Here is a 23,338-nt window from a genome sequence, read left to right as displayed (position 1 = left end):
GGGATCGATGGTCGGCATCGCCAGCAGGTACTTCGCCGGACGCATTGCGCTGGCTGCCGCGGCCGCCGTCGTCGTCGGTGTTCTCACCGGCATGGACGGCACGGGCAATGTGGTCATGTACGCCACGATCGTGCTGGGCGTTGCTGCGGGAGCGTTCGCGCTGCTGTTCAGCTTGGCGCTGACGGTCGGCGACGGCGACTCGCTCGACCGCGAGCACCTGGCCGACCATCAGCCCACGCCGGCCTACTGGCCGATCATGGCCGCGCTGGGCATGGGTGTGCTCATGGTGGGTCTGGTCACCAGTTCGCTGCTGACCATCGCCGGGGTGGCGCTGCTGCTGATCTCCGCGATCGAGTGGACGATGAGTGCTTGGGCCGAGCATCTCTCCACCGACGCTGAGTCGAACGCCATCGAGCGGGCACGCCTGCTGCGGCCGTTCGAGATCTCGCTCTACGGCGCGCTGGCCATTGCCATACCGGTCGTGCTGGCGTCCCGCATCTTCCTGACGGTGAGCAAGACAGCGGCGAGCTACGCAGCCATCGTGATAGCGGCGGTGATCTTGGCATTTGCCTTTCTGGTGTACGCGAAACCGCAGCTGCGACGCGCTGTCACGGCGTCCATGCTGGTGCTGGGCGGCGTTGCGCTCATCGTCGCGGGCATCACCTCAGCCGTGATCGGCGAGCGTGAGTTCCATCACCATGGCGGCCACGCAGAGGTGTCCGATGGTCACGGCGAGGCTGCCGACGACGGGTCGCACTCCTCTGACGAGATGAGCGAGTCCGAGGAGAGTCACGAGTGAGGGGCACCCGCTTCGCTCCCCGATGGCGCCTGGCTGTCCTGGCAGGTGTCGCACTGGCGGTTGCCGGCTGTGCCACCGGCCAGCTTGACGCCACCAAGCCCATCGGCGAGGACGCCCGGGAGATCGACGGTCTCATGCGCCTGTCGGGCTGGATGGCCGTGGGGGTGGGCATCTTCGTGGCGGCTGCCGTCGTCACGATCATCGTGAAATTCCGGGCCAAGCCCACCGACGATCCCGACGACCTGCCGCCGCAGATTCACGGCAACCGCAAAGCCGAGCTGACCTGGACGCTCATCCCGACGGTGATGCTGGCGTTCCTCACGGTCGTCACGATCGGGGCAGTGTTCGATCTCGCCGGCGCAGGCACCGGACGCACGATCAAGGTCGAAGGCCAGCAGTGGTGGTGGCAGTTCAGCTACGACGTCAACGAGGACGGCGACTTCGACGACGATGTCGACATCGTCACCGCGAACGACCTGGTGATCCCGGTGGGCGAAGAGGTCAACCTTGAGATCCATTCCAACGACGTCATCCACTCGTTCTGGATCCCGCAGCTGAACGGCAAGCGGGACGCGGTACCGGGTCGCGTGCACCACTGGCGGATCAGCTCCACCGAGCCGGGCATCTTCTATGGCGAGTGCGTGGAGTTCTGCGGTCTCAGCCACGCCAACATGCAGATGCGGGCAATCGTGTTGGAAGAAGCCGACTTCGAGCGCTGGCTCGCCGACCAGCAAGCAGGACGCAGTGCGGCCGCCGAGCCCCACGCTGAAGACTCAGCTGAAGCTGCCGGTGCCGCCCTGTTCGAGACCCATTGCATCAGCTGCCATGTGGTCGACGGGGTGTACGAGAGCGCAGCAGGCGGCAATGCGAATCTCATCGCGGGCATCGCGCCCAACCTCACCAATCTGATGAGCCGCACGGCGTTCGCCGGGGCGCTGTACGAGACCTATGTGCAGGACGCCGACCGCGAGTACGTGCGCGGATCTGACGGCAAGCTCATCGTCAACATCGCTGGGCTGCGCGAATGGGTGCGCAACGCGCCCGACTTGAAGCCTGCGCGCGCGGACAACCAGCAGGGCATGCTGGACTTCTCCGAGGTGCTGACCGATCAGGACCTCGACAACCTGATGGCCTACCTGAGGACACTCGGCAACGAGCCGGTGCTGCCCCGATGAGCACTGCCCCGGGCTGAGGAGGACGACCCGATGGCAATCGTCACCGATCGACCAGACAGCGAGTCGTCAGGCACCGAGCTGGAGCCGGCAGGCGACGGCGCGGAGGTCCTCGAGGACTCGCCTCATACCGGTGTCTTCGCACGCCCGACTCACGCCACCGGCTGGCGCGAGTGGCTCTTCACGGTGGACCACAAGAAGATCGGGATCATGTACGGCGCGCTCGCGCTGTTCTGGTTCCTGATCGGCGGCCTCGAGATCGGATTGGTGCGCCTGCAGCTGTGGGCGCCCGACGGCGAGGTGATCAGCGCCGACTTCTACAACCAGCTGTTCACCATGCATGGCGTCACCATGGTCTTCCTGGTGATCATGCCGCTGGCGAACGCGTTCGCGAACTATCTCGTACCGCTGCAGATCGGCGCCAGAGACGTGGCCTTCCCCCGCATGAACGCGCTGGGCCTGTGGGTCTTCTTCTTCGGCGGCATCTTCCTGAATCTCAGCTGGTTCCTGGGCGGCGGCGCCGACGGCGGCTGGTTCGCCTATGCGCCCAACACCGGCATGGCCTTCAGCCCCGGCCACGGCATGGACTTCTACGCCCTGGGCCTGCAGATTGCCGGCATCGCCTCGCTGCTGGGCGCCATCAACCTGCTGGTGACCATCATCAACATGCGCTGCCCGGGCATGAGCCTGCTGCGCATGCCGGTGTTCACCTGGATGATCCTGGTGGTGCAGTTCCTGCTGGTGTTCGCCCTGCCGGTCATCACGGTGGCGCTGATCCTGTTGACGTTCGATCGAACCTTTGATGCCAACTTCTTCAATGTCGACGCGGGCGCCGACCCGCTGCTCTGGCAGCACCTGTTCTGGATATTCGGCCATCCGGAGGTCTACATCCTGATCCTGCCGGCATTCGGCGTGGTGTCCGAGACGCTGCCGGTGTTCAGCCGCAAGCCGCTGTTCGGCTACCCGATCGTGGTGCTGTCGGGTGCGGCTATCGGCTTCATGGGATGGGGCGTGTGGGCGCACCACATGTTCACCTCGGGCATGGGACCGGTTTCGGTGGCGGCGTTCTCGGCGACCACCATGTTCATTGCAGTGCCGACGGGTGTGAAGATCCTGAACTGGATCGCGACCATGTGGGCAGGCAAGGTCCGCTTCACTGTGCCGATGATGTTCTCGGTGTCGCTCGTGGCCATGTTCACGATCGGTGGTTTGTCCGGCGTCATGCATGCGATCGCACCCGCCGACACCCAGCAGACCGATACGTACTTCATCGTGGCGCACTTCCACTACGTGCTCGTGGGCGGCGCCCTCATGGGCATGTTCGCCGGCATGTACTACTGGTGGCCCAAGGCGTTCGGCTACCACCTCAACGAGCGGATGGGCCGCTGGCACTTCTGGTTGATGCTCATCGGCTTCAACGTCACGTTCGGGCCGATGCACATCGTGGGCTTGCAGGGCATGGCCCGACGGCACAGCGTCTATGGGGAATTCGACGGTTTCGAGTTCTGGAACAAGATCGCCACGATCGGCTACTTCTTCATGCTCATTGCCATGGTGATCCTGGCCGTCAACATCTTCCGCACGTGGGGGCGCTACCGCCGGGGCCTCGAGCCCCAGGCCGGAGCCGACCCGTGGGACGGCCGCACGCTGGAATGGGCCATTCCCTCGCCGGTGCCCGAGCACAACTTCGACTACGTGCCCGTGGTGAGCGATGTCGACGACTTCTGGCACAAGAAGTACCAGCCCGACGAGACAGGCAAGCTGCGACGGATTGCCAACGGCGACGACATCGCCCAGATCGGCGATCAGCACCCGCACCTGCCGTCGCCGTCGTACTGGCCGATCGTGCTTGCGGCGGGCATGCCGCTCATCGGGTTCGGGCTGATCTACAACCTGTGGATCGCCGGCATCGGGCTGTTGCTGCTGGTCGGTTCCATGTTCGGCTGGACGCTCGAACCGGCCACCGACCCTGACGCGGGACACGGCCACGACGGGCATGGCGACCATGACGATGATCATGGTGACGGCCCCGACGGCCATGATGACCACAACGGCGTGCTGGCCACCAGCACAGCAAACGGGGAGGCCGCCGGTGACTGATACCCCGACGACCGCCGGCACGACAGCCGCCGTCGAACCGGCCGAAGGCGACGAACCGCAGATCGCCTACCCCCGCACCGACTGGGATGACTACGAGATCGTCCCGCCCACCACGAGCCTGTCCAACGAGAAGCTGACGATGTGGACCTTCCTGGGTTCGGATTGCCTGCTCTTCGGGGCGCTGATCTCGACATACCTGCTGCTGCGCAACCGTCGACCGCTGTCGGGCGAGGAGTCGCTGCGGGCCGCCGACCTGTTCGACATCCCGTTCACCTCGGTGAGCTCGTTCGTGCTGTTGATGAGCTCGCTCACCATGGTGCTCGCGGTGTCGGCGATTGCCAGGGGCGAGATGGAGCGCTGCAAGCTGTGGCTGCTGACCACCGCAGCGCAGGGTGCCGTGTTCATCGCCGGTCAGGTGTACGAGTTCACGAGCTTCTACCGGGAAGGCCTCGGGTTCACCGTCAGCATCTCGTCGTCGGCGTTCTACACGTTGACCGGTTTCCACGGCGTCCACGTGTCGCTGGGCATCATCATGCTGGTCACGCTGTGGGTGATGGTGAATCGAGGGATCATCGGACCTGAGCGGGCAGAGACCGTCGAGATAATCGGCCTGTACTGGCACTTCGTCGACATCGTCTGGATCGTGATCTTCGCGGTCGTCTACTTGATCCCGTAGGAAGTGCAGCGATGAGCACCGCCACCGAAGCCGCATCCGAAGAGATCCACCCCTCCGACGAGGCTCACGACGACCATGACCACGGTCTGAGCGACTTCGGCTACATCAAGGTCGCCCTGCTGCTCGCCGTGCTCACGGCGGCCGAGGTCCTGATCTACTTCGCGCCCCCGGGCCGGCTCGAAGTCCCGTTGCTGCTCATCCTGATGGTGCTGAAGTTCGAGATCGTCGTTGCCTATTTCATGCACCTGCGCTTCGACAGCAAGCTGTTCACGTGGATGTTCGTCGGAGGGCTGGTGCTCGCCGTCGCGGTCTACGCGGCGATGGGCACCTCGATGGTGTTCTGGACAGACCCAGCCGGCTGCGACGTCAGTCCCAACCCCAACTGCTGAGTCTCGCTGCGTGCTGCGGCGCGCTCTCTAGGTATCTGGTAAGAGTTCAACGCTGTTGATGGCCGCCACGGCTACTTGCTCTCGCAAGCCGGTTGGTGACGAGAGCACTAACTGGCCGGACTCAGCGATGTCCTCGGCTAGACCCCGGCGTCTGCCGTGGGGCAGCAGCCGCAGTTCGACCGCTCGGCCGAGCGTGGCGCAGCGAGCCTTGTAGGCGTCGATCACGAGGGATGGCTCGTCGAGACTGGAGGCACACGACCGCAGGTGTTCAAGCAGCGCCTGAGTGAGCAGGTCTCGTCGATCCGCTAGATCGACTGGCGCCACCCGAATTGTCAGCGCCGCGTACTCGACCCGTCCGGGACCCAAGATGCATGAAGCTGTCACTGCGACATCGATCGCATCGTCGGCTTCGTCGACTACCGCGTCGGGCCACAGACACAGTCTTCGGCCGCCCAGACACTCATCGAGTGCTCGGGCAGCGGCCAAGCTGGCTGCCAGCCAAGACACCTCGGCTGATGTGGCAACGAGCGTCACGGGCCGGCCAAGCACGCTCACTGCGATTGCATGAGATGAACGCCATTCGATTCCCCCGCGGCGCCGGGCTGCGATTTCGCTGTGAGCTACCACGGCGGCTCCCGCGGGAGCCGCCGACTGACGAGCCCACTGATGCAGGAGCGCATCGGCCGACAGCGCCACTGCGACGGTTCGTGTCGGTGAGGTCACGGCCCAGCCAGCCTGGGTTCGAGTCGGTCGACGAGCCACCCTCGTTGCGGGTGGTCGCTCAGGATGAGCCGTCCAGCCGGCCAGGCATCCGTGCCGGGAATCGAGGATGGCGTCAGCAATTCGGCCGCCACGACATCGCCCTCTGCCAGGTTGCATTTGCCGACGTCGAGTTTGGTGAGTTCGACGCTGCGCAGGTCACGACGCAAACCCTCTACCAGTTGCCGCAAGAGGTGTTCTCGTTCGACCGGGTCGGCGAGGCCGTCTCGTATCCGTCCGGCGGCGACGCGGTCGAGTCCGTTGCTCACTGCAACCGAGAGCGCTGTTTCCCGAGCGTTGTCGCTCAGCAGATCCCACAGCACGGTGTGCTCGGCCCAGATGATCGCGTGAATGAACTCGGCGGCGCGCTCGCGAGCTGCATCCAGACTTCCGGTCACGGACGCTCCCACCCCTTTGCCTCAAGCAGGTCGCGGACCTTCACTCTTTGGGGGCCGAACAGCCTGTCGGTGATGACCTCGTCGAGCACCCGATCCAGGGCCTCGGTTGAAACGTGTGCTTGGTGCGCTCGGCACAGTGCCCCGCAAGCGGCTTCCAACAACTGTTCGGGAAGTTCCATGAGCACGCCGATCAATGAGCGGAGCACGTGCCGATACTTCTCGAGGCCCAGTCCGACAAGCGAGTCGATGAGAGAGCCGAGGTCGGCGGCCATGCCGACCCTGGGCATCGACGCCGCGCGGAGAAGCCGGTCTCGCAATATCTGGTCGCGTTCCGCGTCAGTGGTGTCGGCGAGCAATCTGGCGACATGGTTCAGCCCGGAGCCCTGACTGCCGTCGCCGAGTTCGGCTTCAAGACGAGTGAGCGTGGCGTGGGCGGTATGCCAGTGAGTTGCATGCAGGCGCGGATCGAATGCCGAGATTGCGGCGTAGGCGCTGTTCACGGCGCGAGCCGGATCGCCTGGCATGCCTCGCAGCTCGTAGGCCAAGGCGAGGCTGTGCCTTGCAACCGCATGGTGGAACGGAAAGCTGGTGTGGCTCAGCACGCCGAGTGACTGCTCGAATGCCTCGACGGCGTCGTGCACGTCGCAGAAGCCGGAGCCACGTCGACACAGCTCGAGCATGGTGGCACCCAATCCATGGGCAGCCATCCCTGCCTGGAGCGAAGTCGGCGGGAGTGCGGCGACGGCGGCCTCGTAGTCGCTCACAGCGGACTCAAGTTCGTCGTCGCGTCCGAGCGTCTGGCGAGCCTGAGCCCGATTGATCAACGCGGCACCGAGCAGTCGCTGCATCTCCTCGTGCTCCGGATCGTCACGCTGTCCAGTGCCAGGATCATCCTGAGTTGTGAGTATCTGCTCGATGGCGCGGTTCAGCGTGTCGACACCGTCGGAAGGTTTTCCGGCTTCGCACAGTGCCAAGCCGACGTTGATCAAAGCGCCGGCATATTCGCGCGCTGGCGCACGCAGCGCGAGAATCTCTGCGGCACTAACGAAGTGCTCGAGAGCATCCCGTGTGCGACCGCGAGCGCGGTGGCAGTTCGCCACCGCGATGAGGATTCGTCCGTGTTCCAGAGGTGCGCGTTCGATCGTGAAGATCCGAGCCGCCTTGCCGAGCAGTGCGAGCGCTTGATCGATGTCTTCGGGCCGGCCGGCGGCCTCGGTTCGCGCGACTGCGAGCCGATAGGCGGCCGTCGCCCATCCGTCGGGCGCTTCGGCGAGGTTCACGGCTGACAGTTCGGACTCGAGATCCTCGACTGTCATGCCGCCGGACCGCTTGCAGAGGCGAGTTCGTGAACGCAGCGCACGACCTCGGTGACCGCATGGGTCACAGCGTTGCTCACCGCTGAGCTCAAACCGATTGCCAGGGTGTCTGTCTCGGCAGGCTGGCAGCCGACGATGATGGTGCGTTCGGGAAGAACTCCCGCCGCTTTGGCAACCATGAGAGCGCGCTCGGGCGTGGCGAGGTGCATGTCAGCGAGCAGGTCGTGGCGCTCGAGAACTGGAAATTCGCCGACGTCGATCACGTCTGCGTCGATGACCATCACGGTTCCGGGCGCACGACCCCGGTCCACGGCGTCGATCACCACCAGAGCGTCATAGCCCGCCATCAGTTCATGGACGAGATGAATCCCGCCGATGCCCGTCTCTGTCACCGTCACGTCAGGCGGAAGTTCCGCTGATCCGAGTCGCTTGACCACCTCGATGCCGAAACCGTCATCGCCGTGCAGGACGTTGCCGACACCGGCCACTAGCACGCGAGGCGGCATTATCGCTTGGGGCACTCGCTGGCGCGCAGCGCGTAGCCGTGAATCACCCACCAGGCGATGTAGTCCTCGAGTTCGATCCAAGACGCGTCATCCAGTTGCTCGCGCAGATGCTCGTGGCGCTTGTCCAACTCGGTGGCGATGATCCGGTCGAGCGCCTTGACGGTCACCTCTGCCGGCAGGAGCGAGACGCTGGCGGGGTCGCCGACACGCAGTGACTCTGTCAGTGCCTCGACGTCATCAAGGTCGATTTCGTGACCGTGCGCCGCGGCAGCGCACAGCTCGATGTCGGGAACTCTGGCCTCCTCGGAACGTCTCAGGCAGTAGCCGACGAGCAAGGCGGTGGCAGCCCAGTCGGCGAGCTCGGAGACAGGCTGTCGCATGCGCTCGCGCTCCAAGCAGGCCTGCCGGTAGCGGTGGGCTGACTCGGTCATTGCGTGTGACTGGGCGAGCGCCCGAGCAGCGAAACAGAGTTCGTCGAGATCCACGCCGGCCACCGCGGTCATGACCGGCGGGGCCCGATCATCAGACCCGTCGTGACTTCGCCCGTGCTCGGCGGCGGATGAGGTGCCTCGGTGTGTTCTTCGACCTCCACACGACGGAAGTCGATCCAGTGCTCGCGCAGTGTCACCTCGATGCGCCGGGTCACGGTCTCGTCGGCCGCGGTGCAGCCATTGCAGGTGCCGTGCATTCGCAGCTTCACGACGCCGTCGAGGACCGAGATCACCTCCACTTCGCCGCCGTGTGAGTGGATGTAGGGGCGTACCTCATCCAGGGCCACACCGATGACGCGTTCTGCAGCAGCCGAGTCGGCATCGGTGCCGAGGCTGTAGGTGGCCAGCAGCTCACCCACGACGGGATCCAATGCGGCTTGTTCCAGGAAGAGATCGCCGCGCCATTGGCGGACCATCTCGACGAACCGTCCGAGGCCTTCGCGGTGATACACGTCAAGCCAGTCGAGCAGTTCCTCAGCGTCGGCCGCGACGCGCGAGTCGTCGCCCTCCAGCAGGTTCGATGCCAGTTCGGCCACTCGTTCGAGAATGTCGCCGTACGCCAGTTCCTCAGGCGCGGTCACGTCTGCGCACCTCTCGCGAACGCCAGGTCACCCCACAAATCGGGAACATCAGCGCCGATGTCGCTCAACGCAGTACCTCGTGAAGGACCATCTCGATCACCACCTCGACGGCATCTTCAACAGGCTGAGAGAATCCCCAGCCGAACTCGCTCTCCGCAGGCTCGACCTCGATGACCACCGTGTCGGGCGGCAGCGCATCCCAGTACCGGCACACCGCCAGCGTGTGATCGAGATCGACGATCCCGCCGACGGCCTCCGCCAGGCGTTCGTGCACGTCGGTGGGGTCGAGCATGGGAAGTTCGGACAGCTCATAGCGGCGGATCGTGCCCGGCGGCCCTGTTGATCGAGGCATGCAACCGAGCAGCACTGCGCGCTTCGGGCGCAGTTCCTCGAGCCGGTGCATCACGCGGTGGGCCGCGTACGACAGGTCTTCGAGTATCACGCCGTCGGGCCACTGCAGCGAGGCGGCGCGCGCCAGCCAATTCGTGCCGAAGTCGAGATCGCGGAGCCACGGCAACCCTATGCCACCCACCAGCGTGCACCCCGGCGCAGCCTCGCCCCGGCCGGGCTTGACCCGAGCACCGGGACCCAGCAACGTGTCGAGGGCTTCGTCGCGCGCAGCCGTCGACGCTCGAATTGACTTGAGCTGCGCACCTGCCGTATCGGCGTGGGCCGAAGGCGCGCTCTCGATGAGCCGTTGTGGCGTGCTTGGAGTGCCGTCGTGAGCGGCCCGCATCACTCCAGTGTGCACCCGCACGAGTTGACCTCGCGCGTGATGACCCCCCGGCCCGTGTCCATGTGGGTAGTGCAGGGCATGCACGGATCGAAGCTGCGAATAGTTCGCAGGATGTCGATGCCCTTGATGTCATCGTCGGGCACGCTCTCCAGGATCGGTGTGCCCACGATCGCCTGCTCGTAGGGACCCGGGTTGTCGAACGGGTCCCTCGGCGATGCGTTCCATGTGGACGGGGTGTTGATCTGGTAGTTCAGCAGCCGTCCCTTGTCCATGTGCATGTGATGCGTCAGATAGCCCCGCCCGGCCTCCCAGACGCCCATCGACACTCGCTCATCCCGCGGAACCTTGAAAGATGTGGAGACTTTGGTCTCGCCCTTGCGCCAGTAGTCGAAGGCCTGCATGAGGCAGATCATCCCGATGGCTGCGGTGAAGGCGACGCCATAGGCTCGACCCCGGTTGCGCTCGAAGGCGTTGAGCTTTTCCGGCACTTTCCAGAAGAGTTCAGTCTCGGGCAGGTCGTGCGCAGGCAACAGCATCCGCAGACCGTCGCCAGTGGCCTCGATATACGGGTTGTCCGGAAGCTGCTGAGCCATGGCTGTGGTCCACATGCGCCCGTACACGCCCGTCTCCATCGTGGTGCGGTCCCAGCGCGGAGCGGTTGACCAGGAGTACTTCTCCTTGAAGTTCTTGCCTTCCGGGCGCGGGATCGTTTCCTTGTTCCACGCGTGATACGGCGAGAGCGGGTTGCCCAGAGCATCGGTTGGGAATCGGGCCTGACCGTTGCCCGTGGTCCAATCGTCGTAGTACGAGTGCTCGACGAACTCCTCGATGCCCATGTTGATCTCGGTGATCTTGGTCGTGAGGAGCTCGCCGTCCTTGATGATCCCCGGCGCTGAGTAGCGGGCATGACCCCAAACGTCGATGTTGGCGTAGGTGGCGTCGTAGGTGCCCGGATCATCCCAGATCCCGGTCTGGATCAGGTTCGACGGCCGGTAGCCGACATCGGAGTAGCCGGGATTGGTGTGCAGGAAGAAGTCGCAGATGTCGTCCCAGATCCCGGCGAGTCGCTTGGCGTAGTCGAAGATCTTGCCGAGGTTGGCGTAGTACTCGTTGAACGTCGTGGTGGAGACGGTTGTGGACACGCCACCGGGCACCAAGGTCGATGGGTGCGGGTACTTGCCGTACATCAGCGTGCACATCTTGCGTGCGATGCGGGTGTATTCCAGCGACTCGAGGTAGATGGAGCCCTCCAACGGGTTGAGGGCGTCCATGAGGTCCTTGACCGTCACGTATCCGTGGACATCGGCGTGCGGCGCCAATGTGTTGGCGGCCAAGTCCACCAGTTCGGGGTTGGTCACCGACACGACGGCGGTGGAATAGTCCGGGCCGGCGAGCAGCCCGAGATGCAGGGGATGGTCGTAGAACATCTCGGCAACCTCGCCGAGATTGCGCACACAGACACCGAGCGGCGGCGGCTGGATGCCGAACGCCATCTCGATGGCCAGCGACGACACGGTCGCATGCACACCGCCGCACACCCCGCAAGCGCGCGATGAGATGTCGATGGCGTCACGCGGGTCGCGGCCTTGGAGGATGATTTCGTAGCCGCGGAACAGCATCGCCATTGAATGGGCATCAACCGCCGTGCGGGATCCGAGGTCCAGCACGGTGTGCACTGCGAGTGCGCCCGCCACCCGGGTGACGGGATCGATGCTCCACTCCCGCAGCTGAGGCGGGGCCGCGAGCGCCCCCGCACTGCGTCGGTCCATGGCGGCGCGGACGAAGTCTCGCGGCTCTGCAAGTGACAGGGCGTAGGGATCGCCGATGCCCTCGACGAGGCGAGCCTTGCCGTTCTCGTCGAATGTGATCGGGAGATTCTTGAAACACATGGCCCTTCAGCGGCCTCCCTCGCGAGCATGCTGCTTGCGCGAATAGAGCCGGTGAACCAATCGTTCGGCACCGACCGGCTGGGTGCTGTAGCGGCTCCACCCGCTCGGAAGATCACGGCTGTCGTGCCACCGTGCCGAGCGCATTTTGTCTCGCTGGGACATGTAGCGCATTCGCCGGATGAAGCCGCCGAACACCCGGTTGGTGTTGGTGGACAGCAGTGCGCCGGGCGGCCGCTCGTAGATAGGTGAGAACTTGTCGGGAAATCCGGGCATGGTGCAGCCGATGCAGATGCCGCCCATGTTCATGCAGCCACCATGCCCGTCGACAATGCCCCGTTCGGCGATGTTGCACTGGACGACCGGCCCCCAGCATCCCAGTTCGACAAGGCACTCCTTGTCGCCGTAGGAATGAGCGAACACCCCTTCTTCGTAGTAGCCGGCCCGTGGACAGTGACGGTGCACTGTCTCCGTGAACAGCCATGCAGGTCGCCCCAGCTCGTCGAACTCCGGCAGGGGAGCGAGGCCATTGAGGAACAGCAGGGCGGCTGCGGCAGTCTCGGTGATGTTGTCTCCCACCGGGGAGCAGCCCGGAATGTTGACTACGGGGAGCCCGAGAGCCGAGCGGTAGTCCTTGCCGAGATGGTCCATCACGCCCATGGCGTTGGTGGGATTGCCGTGAGCTGCGGGAATCCCGCCCCAGCAGGCGCAGGTGCCGATGGACAGCACTGCGGCCGCTCCGGGCGCCAGGCGGTCGAGCCATTCCAAGCTCGTGATCTGACGGCCGTCGTCGCGGTCTTCGCCCAGTCCCATCCAGTAGCCGTACTCGCCCGAGACTGTCTCGTCCATGATCGACCCTTCCCAGCAGACCAGGTAGGGGGCGTCGAGCTTGCCCTCGGCCGCGAGGCGCAGGTTCTCGGTCCATTCCGGTCCTGATTCGACGGAGAGCACGGTATGGATGAGTTCGATGCGAGGCAGTCCGGGGACGCGTCCGGTCAGCAGGTCTTCGACTCGGGGGTGCGTGGCGCCCGAAATGGCAATGGTGCAGCCGTCGCAACTCGCACCGACGATCCAGAACAGGTAGGCCTTCTCGAGCGGCCCCTGCGACACCAATTCGGATTGCTTCGGTCGTCGGGGGCTGCGGAGCGCCACCGGCGCGAACGGATCGTCGGGATCGGTGATCAGCGCCTTGGCCTCGATCTCACCGTGGGTGGAACCGGGCGACACTCTGGTGTATTGCGCCACGAACGATCCTCTCCCCCAAATGGCGTTCTGCTGACAGATCGATACTAACACTAGGTGCGAATCGCATCTAGAGCCGACCGTGAGTTAGGCTGGCAGTGCCCACCAATCCGACTGCAAGGGGGATCATGTCGACAGGATGGGTCATCGGCTACATCGTCGCAGCAGCCTTGGTACTGGTGGTCGTGGTCCTGCTGCTTCTGATGATCCGCGGGGCGCACCACGCTGCGGTCAAGGCAGAGGCCATCCTGGCGGCGCTGGAGGAGTCTCGCGACAACACAGCTCCGCTGTGGGCAGTCAATGACGTCAATGGAGCGATTGATCGCATCACTGCGGGAGCGGTGGCCGTTCGCGAGCACCTTGCGTCGAGGGCGGAGGGCTGACGATGAGCACTCACGCAGTGTGGTGGCTGACACTGGGACTGGGCCTCGTCGTCGCGCTCATCGCAGTCGCGCTGCTGCAGATCATGTACCGCAAGGTGCGGCGCATCGAGACCGGGGCAGAGGCCATCTGGGAGACGGGCAAGCAGGTGGCGCGGAACACCGCGACGACCTGGATGCTGCACCAGACCACGGTGCGGCTCGACGCATTCACGGACGAAGCGCTCAAGCACGACGCGTTCTTGGATGACGTCCTCGCAGAATCGGGAGGAGACGGCTGATGCGCAGCCTGCTCATCGTGCTCACGGTTGTCGAGATTCTGATTTTCGTCGGTGCGTTGGCGATGTATCTGGTCGCCATTGCTCGTTCGCTTCGCCGCATCTCCCAGTTCTTGGGCAAGGTCACCTTTGGTGTGCGCGCCATCGAGACACAAGCCGCTTCGGTGGGTCCGTCGGTCACTCGGATCAACGAACAGCTCACCGGGATAGCGGGCGCTCTGGAAGGTGTGGCGGTCAAGGCCGAACGGGTCGGCACCGGCTCATGAGCACCCCGACGGCCGCTCCCAAGTCCGATGCGATGGCTGCGCTGTACTGGCGCAGCGAGATCCTTCAGGTCATGTACTGGCTGCGTGGCGAGGGATTCGGCGACGTCGTCGATCCGGGCCTGATCGAGCGCTTCTTGGGGGTGGACGCTGTTATCGGCATGACGTACCTCGACCGGTTAGTGACCGAGGGCTACTTGGTTCGTGACGGCGAGTGGTACGCGCTATCCGAATTCGGCTTGGAGCGGGGTGCCAAGGAGTTCCAAGAAGCGTTCGCCGACCTCACCAAGCCCACGCACGGGGAATGCAGCGCCGATTGCTGGTGTCACGCATCTGTCGACGAGGCGGAGTCGTGTCAGGCACATCGCCTGAGCCACGATTGCGACCATGTCTAGGGAGCCGGGCGAAGAGCTGCCGCGGCGATTCCTGCCTGCGTTCCTGCTGCTGAGCCTGCACTGGGACGGCACGTCCTACGGCTATGAGCTGTGCGAGGCCGTTCGTTCGCTCGGCGTCTCGGCGGACTTGGCCGCGGTGTACCGAGGGTTGCGAACCATGCAGCATCGAGACCTCGTCACGTCGACGTGGGTTCCTTCGGACACCGGGCCGGATCGACGTCTCTACTCGCTCACAGAGGCGGGACGGGTCGCAGCTGCGGAGGCCATGGACGAATTGTCGATGGTTCGTGATGGCCTGAGCGCTGCGCTGGAGTACTTCGGGGCGTTCGACGGCTCCCGAGCATGAAGATCGCTGTCGCTGGAAAGGGTGGCGCCGGCAAGACCACCATCTGCGCAACTGCGGCGCGCTTGTTGGCCAGATCGGGACACCGGGTGGTCGCCATCGACGGCGACACCAACCCGAACCTGCACACGGCCATCGGGATCGATCCCGCAGCCGCGCTGCCGACGCTGCCGACGTCGCTGGCGTCGCAGCGATTCGACGGTCCGCGCTTGACGGCCTCGATCGACGAGGTCCTGCAGCGGCACGCCCACCTCGCTCCCGACGGCGTTCACCTGGTGCGCATGGGCATGCCCCAGCACGCCGACGAGGGATGCATGTGCTCTGCGCACGCCGTTGTCAGCGCCTTCCTCGCCGATCTCGACGCGGACTCTGAAGCCGTCACGTTGCTCGATCTCGAAGCGTCGCCAGAGCACCTCAGTCGTGGGACGGCACGACACTGCGATGTGCTGCTGCTTGTCGCCGAGCCCTACTACCGCTCGCTCGAGGCCGTGAGGCTGCAGGCCTCGTTGGCTGCGGAAACCCCGATCTCTCGAGTCGCAGTCGTCGCCAACAAGTGTCGGCAAGGCACTGATGTCGACGCCATCACGGAGTTCTGCGAGCGACACGAACTGGATCTGATCGGGTTGCTGCCGTGGTCCGAAGCCGTACTCGGCGCAGACTCCGCGACGCGACCGCTGATCGACTTCGCGCCACAGGACGACATGGTCAGCGCACTCACTGCGCTCGTGACAAGTCTCGTCGAGGAGCCGTCCGCTGAGATGGTGACGGCGTCGCGCCGTGGCACGTTTGCGGAGCGGCCGTCCCGGGCGGACTCGTCGACGGAGACCGGCGTCTGATGTGCGTCGGCATTCCCGCCCAAGTGGTCGAATTGCACCCGTCGGGACCACACTCGGCAGTCGTCGATGTCGAGGGCGCGCGGCGCGAGGTCAACACCGTCATGGTCGATGACGAACCGCTGGCTGTCGGAGACTGGGTACTGCTGCATGTGGGCTTCGCCATGTCCAGGATCGACGCCGCTGAGGCAGCCGAGACTCTTGCGTTCATGCGCGAACTCGGTGCGGTGTACGACGAAGAGATCGAGGCATTCAGCAGCGAGCTGCCGTGACCGGAGGGTCGATGCCAGCAATCGACTGCACCGCCCAGCCCGCGGACGCCGCACTGTGGTTGGCGCGGGCATTCGTCTTGGGCCGCCGACTCGCGGTGTGCGCACCGCGCGCACCGGATCATGCCCATCACGTAGCGGTTGAGTTTGTCCACCCGGTCGTGACTGGGACCCGTCCATTGGCAGCTGTGGTCACCGGGGACGATCGTGGCGCCACTGCAGAAGCGATGCTGATCATCGGGGAGAACACCGGCCATGCCGACCTCGTGATCGGTGAGGATCAGCCCGACTGGGCCATAGTTCTCAGTTACCACCTGTTGTGGGAACTGGTGCAAGTGGCGCTTGAGCACCCCGGTCTCGTCGGCGCCGAGCGTGCCGCTGGAGGGGACTCCACTGGGTTCCTGTACCCGTTTCTCGACGCTTCTGAGAGCGACGAGGCATCGCTGCGAGCGGCACTGCAGTCGTCGGCCGACGCCAAGAAGGAGCAGTCTGAGCGGCTGGCGAGAGAGTCCATGACATCGAACACTGAGACGCTGGCGACTGCCGCCGCGGCCATCGGGCAGGCCGTCTCGACTGGCGGGCGTGTGCTCTCGATGGGAAATGGGGGCAGCGCCACCGATGCGGCCCGTCTCACGCGCATGCTGTGCGCTCGCGGGCTGCCCGCCGCGTCGCTCTGCGCGGACTACGCGGTCACCTCGGCGTTGGCGAACGACCTGGGTGCTGAGCACATCTTTGCGCGGCAGATCGACGCTTTTGCGTGCGCTGGCGACGTGCTGGTGGGCTGTAGCACGAGCGGCGCGTCCCGCAACCTCCTTGCTGCTTTCGACCAAGCATCGAAGATCGGCTTGACCACGATTGGGATCAGCGGCTACGGGGGCAGGTCATTTGAAGGCCACGAAAGCGTGCACCACTGCCTCGCCGTACAGTCGTCATCGGTGCACCGGATCCAAGAAGCTCAAGCTGCGCTCTTGACCGCGCTTTGCGAGCTGGTGGACAGCTATTGCGAGGCTGGTGCGGCGGCCCCGGAGCGACCCCGGTGAAGTTCGTCGACGAATTCCGTGACCCGCAGGCGGCCCAGCGTCTGCTGGTTGACATCGCCACGGCGGCGGACGGTCAGCCCACCAGGAAGTTCATGGAGGTCTGCGGCGGCCACACTCACGCCATCTACCGGCACGGCATCGAGGACCTGCTGCCGTCGAGCATCGAGCTGATCCACGGACCGGGCTGCCCGGTGTGCGTCATTCCGATGGGCCGGGTGGATGACGCCATCTCGGTGGCACAGTCCGACGGCGTGACGATGTGCTGCTTCGGCGACATGATGCGCGTTCCCGGCAGCTCATCGACGTTGCTCGAAGCCAAGGCACGCGGCGCCGACGTGCGCGTCGTCTACTCGCCGCTGGATGCGCTGGCACTGGCCGAACGATCGCCTGGACGCAACGTGGTGTTTCTTGCCGTCGGCTTCGAGACGACAGCGCCGTCGACTGCCGTAACCCTGCTGCAAGCCCGCGAGCGCAACGTCAAGAACTTCAGCGTGTTCTGCAATCACGTCACCATCGTGCCGCCGCTCAAGGCCATCTTGGACTCGCCCGGGCTCGATCTCGACGGCTTTCTGGGCCCCGGGCATGTTTCAACTGTCATAGGGACCCGTCCGTACCGATTCGTGCCGGAGCAGTACTCACGACCGCTGGTCACGGCGGGATTCGAACCGGTCGACATTCTTCAGGGGGTGTTGATGCTGCTTCGGCAGCTCGCCGACGGTCGTTGCACAGTCGAAAACCAGTACCGGCGTGTCGTGTCGGATGGCGGGAACCCGACGGCGCTGGCGCTGCTGCGCGAGGTGTTCGTGCTGCGACCCCACTTCGAGTGGCGAGGTCTCGGCTTCATCGCTCAGAGCGCCTTGGCGATCTCGCCGGAATTCACCGGTTGGGATGCCGAGTTGCTCTACGACGTGCCCGGCGTGCGTGTCGCTGACCCCAAGGCGTGTCAATGCGGCGAGGTCCTCAAGGGTGCGCTGCGGCCGTGGGAGTGCAAGGTCTTCGGCACGGCCTGCACACCCGAAACGCCGATCGGGACGTGCATGGTGTCCTCGGAAGGCGCTTGCGCCGCCTACTACAACTTCGGTCGATACTCAACTAGGCCACGTATTCCGGTTCGTGCTACCTGATGCCTCGCGATGACGACCTCGACGCTCGCGAGGCCGTCCTAGCCCGGGTGGAGTCGTGGAGACGCCGCGCTCCCCGGCTTGCGGATGACACCATCACCATGGCGCACGGAGCGGGCGGCAGGGCGAGCCAATCGCTGCTCGAGGCAGTCATTCGGCCGGCTTTCTCCAACCCGGTGCTGGACCAGCTCGAGGACGGCGCCGTGCTCGACGTCGGTGACGGCAGCCGCATGGCCATCACCACAGACGCCTTCGTCGTGACGCCTCGGCGTTTTGCTGGAGGCTCGATCGGAGACCTGGCGGTCAACGGCACGATCAACGATCTCGCCGCTATGGGCGCCGAGCCGGTGGCGCTCACGGTGTCGCTGGTGTTGGAGGAAGGCCTGGACGTAGATGAGCTCCGGAGCATCATTGACGATCTGGCTCAAGCAGCTGCTCGCGCCGGCGTGCCCGTCGTCACCGGCGACACCAAGGTGGTCGAGCGGGGGGCCGCCGACGGTTGCTATGTGACGACATCTGGAGTGGGGCGGGTTCTGCCGGGAACCCGTCTCGGCATCGACCGTGTGCAACCCGCCGATGCAGTGGTGCTCTCGGGCACGATCGGCGACCATGGCGTGTCAGTCATGGTCGCGCGCGGCGAGCTGGAGCTGATGGCGGACGTTCGATCCGACACGGCGCCCCTGCATGGGCTCGTTGGGGCTCTGCTGGAGGCCGTCCCTGACACCAGGTGGATGCGGGACCCAACCCGTGGCGGGGTGGCGTCGGCGTGCAATGAGCTGGCGGCGGGTTCGGGATTCGGAGTGGAGATAGACGAGCAGTCAGTTCCGGTCCGAGGACCCGTGGCTGGTGCCTGCGAGTTGCTCGGCCTGGACCCGCTGTACATCGCCAACGAAGGGAAGCTGATCGCCGTGGTCCCCGCCGAAGACGCTGATGCGGCGGTTCGAGCAATGCAAGGTTGCGAGCAGGGCGCAGACGCCTGCGTCATCGGCACCATCACGGACGATCACCCCGGTCTTGTTGTTGCCCGAACCGATTTCGGCGGCACCAGAATCGTCGACATGCTGGTCGGTGATCCGCTCCCTCGCATTTGCTGATGGCGCTTCAGCGAGCCAGTCGCGGCGCATGGCAGCGAAAGAGTCCGGCTGTGATCATCGCCGGTGAAGGCCTATGAGCCACGTCGGGATCGTGCGGTGCCTGCTGGCTGCCGTGCTGTTCGGGGCGTCGGCACCGGCGGCGTCCAAGCTGGCTGGCGAAGTGCCTGCGCTGGTGCTGGCCGGATTGCTCTACATCGGTGCGGGTCTGGCAGTGGTCCCATCGGTGGTGCGCACGCCGCCGACAGCGGTGGCCTTGCAACGCGACTGGCGTCCGGCACTCGTGGCTGTCGTTGCGGGCGGTGCGGTGGGTCCAGCTCTGCTGGTGGCCGGTCTGGCTCGTGCGGCTGCTGCCACTGCCTCGATCCTGCTCAACCTTGAGCTGGCGGCGACCGTCCTGCTTGCGGCCATTGTCTTTCGTGAGCACATCGGTCGTCGAGTATTAGCTGGCGCCGCCCTGGTCACGGTCGCTGGGGCACTCCTGACGTGGGAGCCCGGCGCGGAACTGAGCATCGGTGCGCTGCTGATCGCAGGCGCATGCCTCGCTTGGGGGCTCGACAACGGCGTGACCGCCAAGATCGATCAGCTCAGCCCCGAGCAAGTAGTGCTGCTGAAAGGATTCGTGGCCGGATTCGCCAATCTGGGGCTGGGCTTCGCGTTCGCCGGTGGTGCCACCGACGTCAGCGCCAGTCAGATCTTGGCCGCCTTGGCCATTGGTGCGGCCGGGTACGGGGCATCGATAGTGCTGTGGGTCAAGGGCGCTAGGGATCTCGGCGCAGCGCGAGGACAGCTGATCTTCGCTGCAGCGCCGTTCATCGGCGCTGTCATCGCATGGTCGGTGCTCGGCGAGAGCGTGACCGTCGCGCAGCTGCTCGCAGTGGCGATCGCGGCAGCAGGAGTCGGCGTGTCGCTGGAGTCAGCCCACGACCATGCGCATGCCCATGAGGCCATGGAGCATGAGCACGAGCACAGCCACGACGATGGGCACCACGACCATCATCACGATGAGGAAGTCATCGGTCGGCACACCCATGTCCATCAGCACATGCCCACGGAGCACCACCACCCCCATGTGCCCGATCTCCACCACCGGCACCGGCACCGCCGGAGGCGCTGGCGGCGAGGCCGAGCGGCCTGAGAAGCTGTATCGCAGGCCCGCACGAATGCCGAGCGTGCAGACCCAGCGGCGAAGCAGGCAGATGGCCTCTACTGAAGTGCTGGCTGCTGACCAGCGTGCACGAGCCGGCTGGTCAACGACTCCACGGCTTGCCACACATCGCCGGCATCGGCGCGATACAGCGGGCGGCCGATCCGGTCGGCAGCCACGATCGCGTCGCTGGCGGGAACCACCACATCGAGCGGCACGTCGTGTCCATCGCACAATTCGGCGAGGAGATCCCGCTGCTCGTCGCTGATCTTGTTGCCCACACCGATCCACCTGTCGATGCCCAGCTCTTGGGCCAGGAGGATCGTCCTGCGAGCGGTGATCACGGCCTTCAGGCTCGCCTCCATCACCAGCACGAGCACATCCGCATGGGCAAGCGTCCCTCCCGAACGGCTCAGGTGCTCGATCCCTGCCTCCATGTCGACGATGGTGTCGTCCGTCTCGCTCTCGAGCGCCTCGCCGAGCAGGCTTCGCACTGTGGCGTGACCGCCGCAAGTGCAGCCTGCGGCGGCCTCGTTCACGCGCAGGGCCGACATCACCGTCACACCTGTGGGCGTCGGCGCGGCGTAGTCCGCCATCAATTCGGCGACGGTGAGGTCGCCCCGGCTGCCGACAACGATCGACCTGGGCACCGTCGGCAGGGCCTCGGTCTGTGCGGAGTCCAGTCCGAGCGAGAGCCCAAGATTGGGATTCGAGTCCGTGTCGACGGCGAGAACCCGGCGACCGCGTTCTTGCAGCGAACGGGCCAACAGCGCGCTGAGTGTCGTCTTGCCGACTCCGCCCTTGCCGACCACGCCGATCTTCACGGCCGCGCACCATGGAGGTCCATACGTCGCAACGCTAGTCCCGGAGGGTGAGCGCGGCCCGACCGATAGCGGCTTGGCCCAATGAGATGCCTCCATCGTTGGGCGGAACTTGCCGATGCAACAGCACTTCGAAGCCGGCCTCAGTGAGCGTCGGAACGGTCAGCTCTGTGAGCAGTCGATTCTGGAAGACCCCACCAGAGAGCGCTACGACCGCAATCCCGGTCTGTGCCCGTGAGCGCTCGCTTGAGGCGAGCACCACGTCGGCCACCCACCGATGGAACGCGCCTGCGACGCGCGCAGGATCCAGCCCTGCCATCAGGTCCGCCACGATCGCTTCCACTACGGATGCAGTCTCGATGTGAGCCGGGGCATCTTCGCTGAGCTCAACGCGGTAGCGCCTCTCTGGCTGCTTTGCCAGTTGTTCAAGACCGATGGCCGCCTGACCCTCGTAGGTGACCTTCGTTCCGATCCCGCATGCGACTGCGACGGCATCAAACAGTCGACCCATCGATGTCGTGGTGATGGAGCGACCCGGCCGGCATTGCTCCAGAACCTGCGGTGCCTGCTCAAGGTGGCCTCGCAGCGCAGCGAGCGGTGGCACATCATGCCCATACGCAGCCGTGAGATACGCCAGCGCCATTCGCCAAGGCTCCCGGATCGCAGCAGTTCCGCCGGGCATGGCAACGGGACGAAGATGCGCGACCCGCTCGCAGCCGCTGGCATCGCCCACGAGGATCTCGCCTCCCCACAGGGTGCCGTCGTTTCCCCATCCAAGCCCGTCGAAAATGGCGCCAATGGCAGGCCCCGACCGCCCGGCATCGGCGAGACACGCCGCGAGGTGGGCGTGGTGGTGCTGGACACCGAGCATGGGCCCGAGCCTCGACGAGGCCGCGAACTTCGTGGAGAGATACTCGGGGTGAAGATCGTGCACCACCAGTTCTGGTGATGTCCGGCTCAGGGCCAGCAGGTCGGCTATTGCGAGTTCGAAACCCGCGAGCGCGGCTTCGTTCTCCAAGTCGCCGAGATGCACCGACAGGCAAGCTTCCGCTCCGATCGCAAGGCACACCGTGCTCTTGAGTTCCGCCCCCACGGCCAGCACCGGTGGTCCGCTCGATCCCAATCGCACCGGTCGTGGGGCGTACCCGCGTGCCCGCCTGAGCAGCTGGATTCGCCCCGCCGCAACCTGAGCGACCGAATCATCCGCGCGGCGCTCGATGGTTCGGTTGTGACTCAGCACAGCGTCAGCGATTCCGCCGAGCTCGTCGGGCACGCGGGCGTCGTCAATGACGATGGGCTCGTCTGTGCGGTTCCCGCTGGTGCACACGAGAGGTATCCCGACAGCCTCTGACAGGAGCGCATGCAGGGGAGTGGCGGGCAGCATGACCCCCACCAGACGGTTGCTGGGCGCGACCGACATCGCCAGCGGCGCGTCATGGCGGCGTGGTGCGAGAACGATGGGCGCCTCGGGGCCCATGAGCGCTGCAATCGACACGTCGTCGAGCACGGCCAGAGGCTCGGCCGCTTCGAGCGAACGCGCAAGCACAGCAAATGGCTTCTCGTCACGGTGCTTGCGACGCCGTAGACGCCTCACGGCCTCATCGTCATCGGCTCGGCAGGCGAGCTGGTAACCCCCCGCTCCCTTGATCGCCACGATTGCTCCGGTGCGCAGCAGCGCAGCGGCCTTGGCGATGGGATCGCCGGCCTCGACGCCGGCCTCGGCCGTCAGCGACATTGTGGGGCCGCAATCGGGACAGCAGACAGCCTGGGCGTGATGGCGGCGGTCGCCGGGGTCGGCGTACTCGGTCTCGCAGGCCTTACACAGCGGGAACGGCGACATCGACGTACGGGCGCGGTCGTAGGGCAGCTCCTCGATCACGGTGTAGCGCGGACCGCAGTCAGTGCAGCAGGTGAACGCGTACCGGTATCGGCGACCGGCGGGATCGGCGACCTCGGCGAGGCAGTCCGAACAGGTCGCAACATCCGGCGGGACGGTCGACACTCTGACGGACGAACCGTCATCAGTGCTTGCCGCCACGGAGAACGCCCGCTCACCTGCCACCGGTTGCATGTCCTCGGAACGAACCGAGTCGACCGCGGCAAGCGGGGGAGCATCGGCAGCCACCCGCACCTCGAATTCATCGAGATTGTCGCGAGAGCCCTGGATCTCGCACCAGACACCGGCGCTGTCATTGCCGACTATCCCGGTGAGCGACAAGTCGCGGGCAAGCCGATGCACATACGGCCGAAAGCCCACGCCCTGAACGGTTCCGGTGATGCGCAATCGTCGCCGCTGCATCGAGCCG

Annotated in this window: 27 protein-coding genes; 16 read left to right on the top strand and 11 right to left on the bottom strand. The window is 65.4% G+C overall.

Going from position 1 to position 23,338, the window contains the following annotated elements; translation table 11 throughout:
• Window positions 1–7 precede the first annotated feature (7 nt).
• From ACOGW9_RS01825 to ACOGW9_RS01805, 5 genes are read left to right on the top strand one after another with little or no spacing between them, the layout of a single operon-like run.
• Window positions 8–799: a hypothetical protein gene (locus ACOGW9_RS01825; protein WP_419907820.1), complete on the top strand. Its 792-nt coding sequence runs from the start codon at window positions 8–10 to the stop codon at window positions 797–799.
• Window positions 796–1,974 (top strand): cytochrome c oxidase subunit II, encoded by a 1,179-nt coding sequence (gene coxB / locus ACOGW9_RS01820; protein ID WP_419907818.1) that lies wholly within the window; start codon window positions 796–798, stop codon window positions 1,972–1,974. Before ACOGW9_RS01825 ends, coxB begins: the two co-directional genes overlap by 4 nt.
• 30 nt (window positions 1,975–2,004) lie before the next feature.
• The gene (locus tag ACOGW9_RS01815; RefSeq protein ID WP_419907816.1) at window positions 2,005–4,071 is read left to right on the top strand and encodes a cytochrome c oxidase subunit 4; all 2,067 of its coding nucleotides are present in this window, start codon (window positions 2,005–2,007) and stop codon (window positions 4,069–4,071) included.
• The gene (locus ACOGW9_RS01810) at window positions 4,064–4,747 is read left to right on the top strand and encodes a cytochrome c oxidase subunit 3 (protein ID WP_419907814.1); all 684 of its coding nucleotides are present in this window, start codon (window positions 4,064–4,066) and stop codon (window positions 4,745–4,747) included. The genes ACOGW9_RS01815 and ACOGW9_RS01810 overlap by 8 nt, the downstream gene beginning before the upstream one ends.
• 11 nt (window positions 4,748–4,758) lie before the next feature.
• Window positions 4,759–5,136: a cytochrome C oxidase subunit IV family protein gene (locus ACOGW9_RS01805; RefSeq protein WP_419907812.1), complete on the top strand. Its 378-nt coding sequence runs from the start codon at window positions 4,759–4,761 to the stop codon at window positions 5,134–5,136.
• A gap of 27 nt (window positions 5,137–5,163) precedes the next feature.
• Here the strand turns inward: ACOGW9_RS01805 and ACOGW9_RS01800 are convergent, their stop codons facing one another.
• The 9 genes from ACOGW9_RS01800 to ACOGW9_RS01760 form a co-directional block, all read right to left on the bottom strand.
• Complete coding sequence (locus tag ACOGW9_RS01800; RefSeq protein WP_419907810.1) at window positions 5,164–5,691, bottom strand: hypothetical protein; 528 nt, start codon at window positions 5,689–5,691, stop codon at window positions 5,164–5,166.
• A gap of 164 nt (window positions 5,692–5,855) precedes the next feature.
• Complete coding sequence (locus ACOGW9_RS01795) at window positions 5,856–6,293, bottom strand: hypothetical protein (RefSeq protein WP_419907808.1); 438 nt, start codon at window positions 6,291–6,293, stop codon at window positions 5,856–5,858.
• Window positions 6,290–7,609, bottom strand: a complete 1,320-nt coding sequence (locus ACOGW9_RS01790) for a hypothetical protein (protein ID WP_419907806.1) — start codon at window positions 7,607–7,609, stop codon at window positions 6,290–6,292. The genes ACOGW9_RS01795 and ACOGW9_RS01790 overlap by 4 nt, the downstream gene beginning before the upstream one ends.
• Window positions 7,606–8,103 (bottom strand): hydrogenase maturation protease, encoded by a 498-nt coding sequence (locus tag ACOGW9_RS01785; RefSeq protein WP_419907804.1) that lies wholly within the window; start codon window positions 8,101–8,103, stop codon window positions 7,606–7,608. Before ACOGW9_RS01785 ends, ACOGW9_RS01790 begins: the two co-directional genes overlap by 4 nt.
• Window positions 8,104–8,114: 11 nt before the next feature.
• Complete coding sequence (locus ACOGW9_RS01780; protein WP_419907802.1) at window positions 8,115–8,618, bottom strand: hypothetical protein; 504 nt, start codon at window positions 8,616–8,618, stop codon at window positions 8,115–8,117.
• On the bottom strand, window positions 8,615–9,187 hold the full coding sequence (locus ACOGW9_RS01775) for a NifU family protein (protein WP_419907800.1): 573 nt from the start codon (window positions 9,185–9,187) through the stop codon (window positions 8,615–8,617). Before ACOGW9_RS01775 ends, ACOGW9_RS01780 begins: the two co-directional genes overlap by 4 nt.
• 64 nt (window positions 9,188–9,251) lie before the next feature.
• On the bottom strand, window positions 9,252–9,923 hold the full coding sequence (locus ACOGW9_RS01770) for a hydrogenase maturation protease (protein WP_419907798.1): 672 nt from the start codon (window positions 9,921–9,923) through the stop codon (window positions 9,252–9,254).
• Window positions 9,923–11,812 carry a nickel-dependent hydrogenase large subunit gene (locus ACOGW9_RS01765; RefSeq protein WP_419907796.1) on the bottom strand — a complete coding sequence of 630 codons (1,890 nt, stop codon included), beginning with the start codon at window positions 11,810–11,812 and terminating at the stop codon, window positions 9,923–9,925. Before ACOGW9_RS01765 ends, ACOGW9_RS01770 begins: the two co-directional genes overlap by 1 nt.
• Before the next feature lie 6 nt (window positions 11,813–11,818).
• On the bottom strand, window positions 11,819–13,054 hold the full coding sequence (locus tag ACOGW9_RS01760) for a hydrogenase expression protein HypE (RefSeq protein ID WP_419907794.1): 1,236 nt from the start codon (window positions 13,052–13,054) through the stop codon (window positions 11,819–11,821).
• A gap of 125 nt (window positions 13,055–13,179) precedes the next feature.
• On the opposite strand from ACOGW9_RS01760, the gene ACOGW9_RS01755 reads away from it, so the two are divergent.
• From ACOGW9_RS01755 to ACOGW9_RS01705, 11 genes are all read left to right on the top strand, one after another.
• Window positions 13,180–13,434 carry a hypothetical protein gene (locus ACOGW9_RS01755; RefSeq protein ID WP_419907792.1) on the top strand — a complete coding sequence of 85 codons (255 nt, stop codon included), beginning with the start codon at window positions 13,180–13,182 and terminating at the stop codon, window positions 13,432–13,434.
• A 2-nt stretch (window positions 13,435–13,436) separates the two neighbouring features.
• Window positions 13,437–13,712, top strand: coding sequence for a hypothetical protein (locus tag ACOGW9_RS01750; RefSeq protein WP_419907790.1), 276 nt, complete (start codon window positions 13,437–13,439; stop codon window positions 13,710–13,712).
• Window positions 13,712–13,975 carry a hypothetical protein gene (locus tag ACOGW9_RS01745; protein ID WP_419907788.1) on the top strand — a complete coding sequence of 88 codons (264 nt, stop codon included), beginning with the start codon at window positions 13,712–13,714 and terminating at the stop codon, window positions 13,973–13,975. Before ACOGW9_RS01750 ends, ACOGW9_RS01745 begins: the two co-directional genes overlap by 1 nt.
• Entirely contained in the window at window positions 13,972–14,367 is a 396-nt protein-coding gene (locus ACOGW9_RS01740; RefSeq protein ID WP_419907786.1) for a hypothetical protein, read from the top strand. Before ACOGW9_RS01745 ends, ACOGW9_RS01740 begins: the two co-directional genes overlap by 4 nt.
• Window positions 14,360–14,713, top strand: coding sequence for a helix-turn-helix transcriptional regulator (locus tag ACOGW9_RS01735; protein WP_419907784.1), 354 nt, complete (start codon window positions 14,360–14,362; stop codon window positions 14,711–14,713). The genes ACOGW9_RS01740 and ACOGW9_RS01735 overlap by 8 nt, the downstream gene beginning before the upstream one ends.
• Window positions 14,710–15,546 (top strand): AAA family ATPase, encoded by an 837-nt coding sequence (locus ACOGW9_RS01730; protein WP_419907782.1) that lies wholly within the window; start codon window positions 14,710–14,712, stop codon window positions 15,544–15,546. The genes ACOGW9_RS01735 and ACOGW9_RS01730 overlap by 4 nt, the downstream gene beginning before the upstream one ends.
• Window positions 15,546–15,815, top strand: coding sequence for a HypC/HybG/HupF family hydrogenase formation chaperone (locus ACOGW9_RS01725; RefSeq protein ID WP_419907780.1), 270 nt, complete (start codon window positions 15,546–15,548; stop codon window positions 15,813–15,815). Before ACOGW9_RS01730 ends, ACOGW9_RS01725 begins: the two co-directional genes overlap by 1 nt.
• Before the next feature lie 185 nt (window positions 15,816–16,000).
• Complete coding sequence (locus ACOGW9_RS01720) at window positions 16,001–16,852, top strand: D-sedoheptulose-7-phosphate isomerase (protein WP_419907778.1); 852 nt, start codon at window positions 16,001–16,003, stop codon at window positions 16,850–16,852.
• Entirely contained in the window at window positions 16,849–17,976 is a 1,128-nt protein-coding gene (gene hypD, locus ACOGW9_RS01715; protein WP_419907776.1) for a hydrogenase formation protein HypD, read from the top strand. The genes ACOGW9_RS01720 and hypD overlap by 4 nt, the downstream gene beginning before the upstream one ends.
• Window positions 17,976–19,067 (top strand): hydrogenase expression/formation protein HypE, encoded by a 1,092-nt coding sequence (gene hypE, locus ACOGW9_RS01710; RefSeq protein WP_419907774.1) that lies wholly within the window; start codon window positions 17,976–17,978, stop codon window positions 19,065–19,067. The genes hypD and hypE overlap by 1 nt, the downstream gene beginning before the upstream one ends.
• 73 nt (window positions 19,068–19,140) lie before the next feature.
• Window positions 19,141–20,202 (top strand): DMT family transporter, encoded by a 1,062-nt coding sequence (locus ACOGW9_RS01705; RefSeq protein ID WP_419907772.1) that lies wholly within the window; start codon window positions 19,141–19,143, stop codon window positions 20,200–20,202.
• 68 nt (window positions 20,203–20,270) lie between these two features.
• On the opposite strand, the gene ACOGW9_RS01700 is transcribed toward ACOGW9_RS01705, so the two are convergent.
• Together ACOGW9_RS01700 and hypF are read right to left on the bottom strand one after the other, a co-directional pair.
• Window positions 20,271–21,035 (bottom strand): AAA family ATPase, encoded by a 765-nt coding sequence (locus ACOGW9_RS01700; protein ID WP_419907770.1) that lies wholly within the window; start codon window positions 21,033–21,035, stop codon window positions 20,271–20,273.
• A gap of 34 nt (window positions 21,036–21,069) precedes the next feature.
• A complete protein-coding gene (gene hypF / locus ACOGW9_RS01695; protein ID WP_419907768.1) occupies window positions 21,070–23,331 on the bottom strand; it encodes a carbamoyltransferase HypF in 2,262 nt (753 codons plus the stop codon).
• Window positions 23,332–23,338: the final 7 nt, after the last annotated feature.

This window comes from Candidatus Poriferisodalis sp., from assembly GCF_965203655.1.
In the GTDB taxonomy this organism is placed as follows: domain Bacteria; phylum Actinomycetota; class Acidimicrobiia; order Acidimicrobiales; family Poriferisodalaceae; genus Poriferisodalis.
Note: the sequence above shows the minus strand (reverse complement) of the source record. Positions and strands in the feature narration are given on the sequence as shown.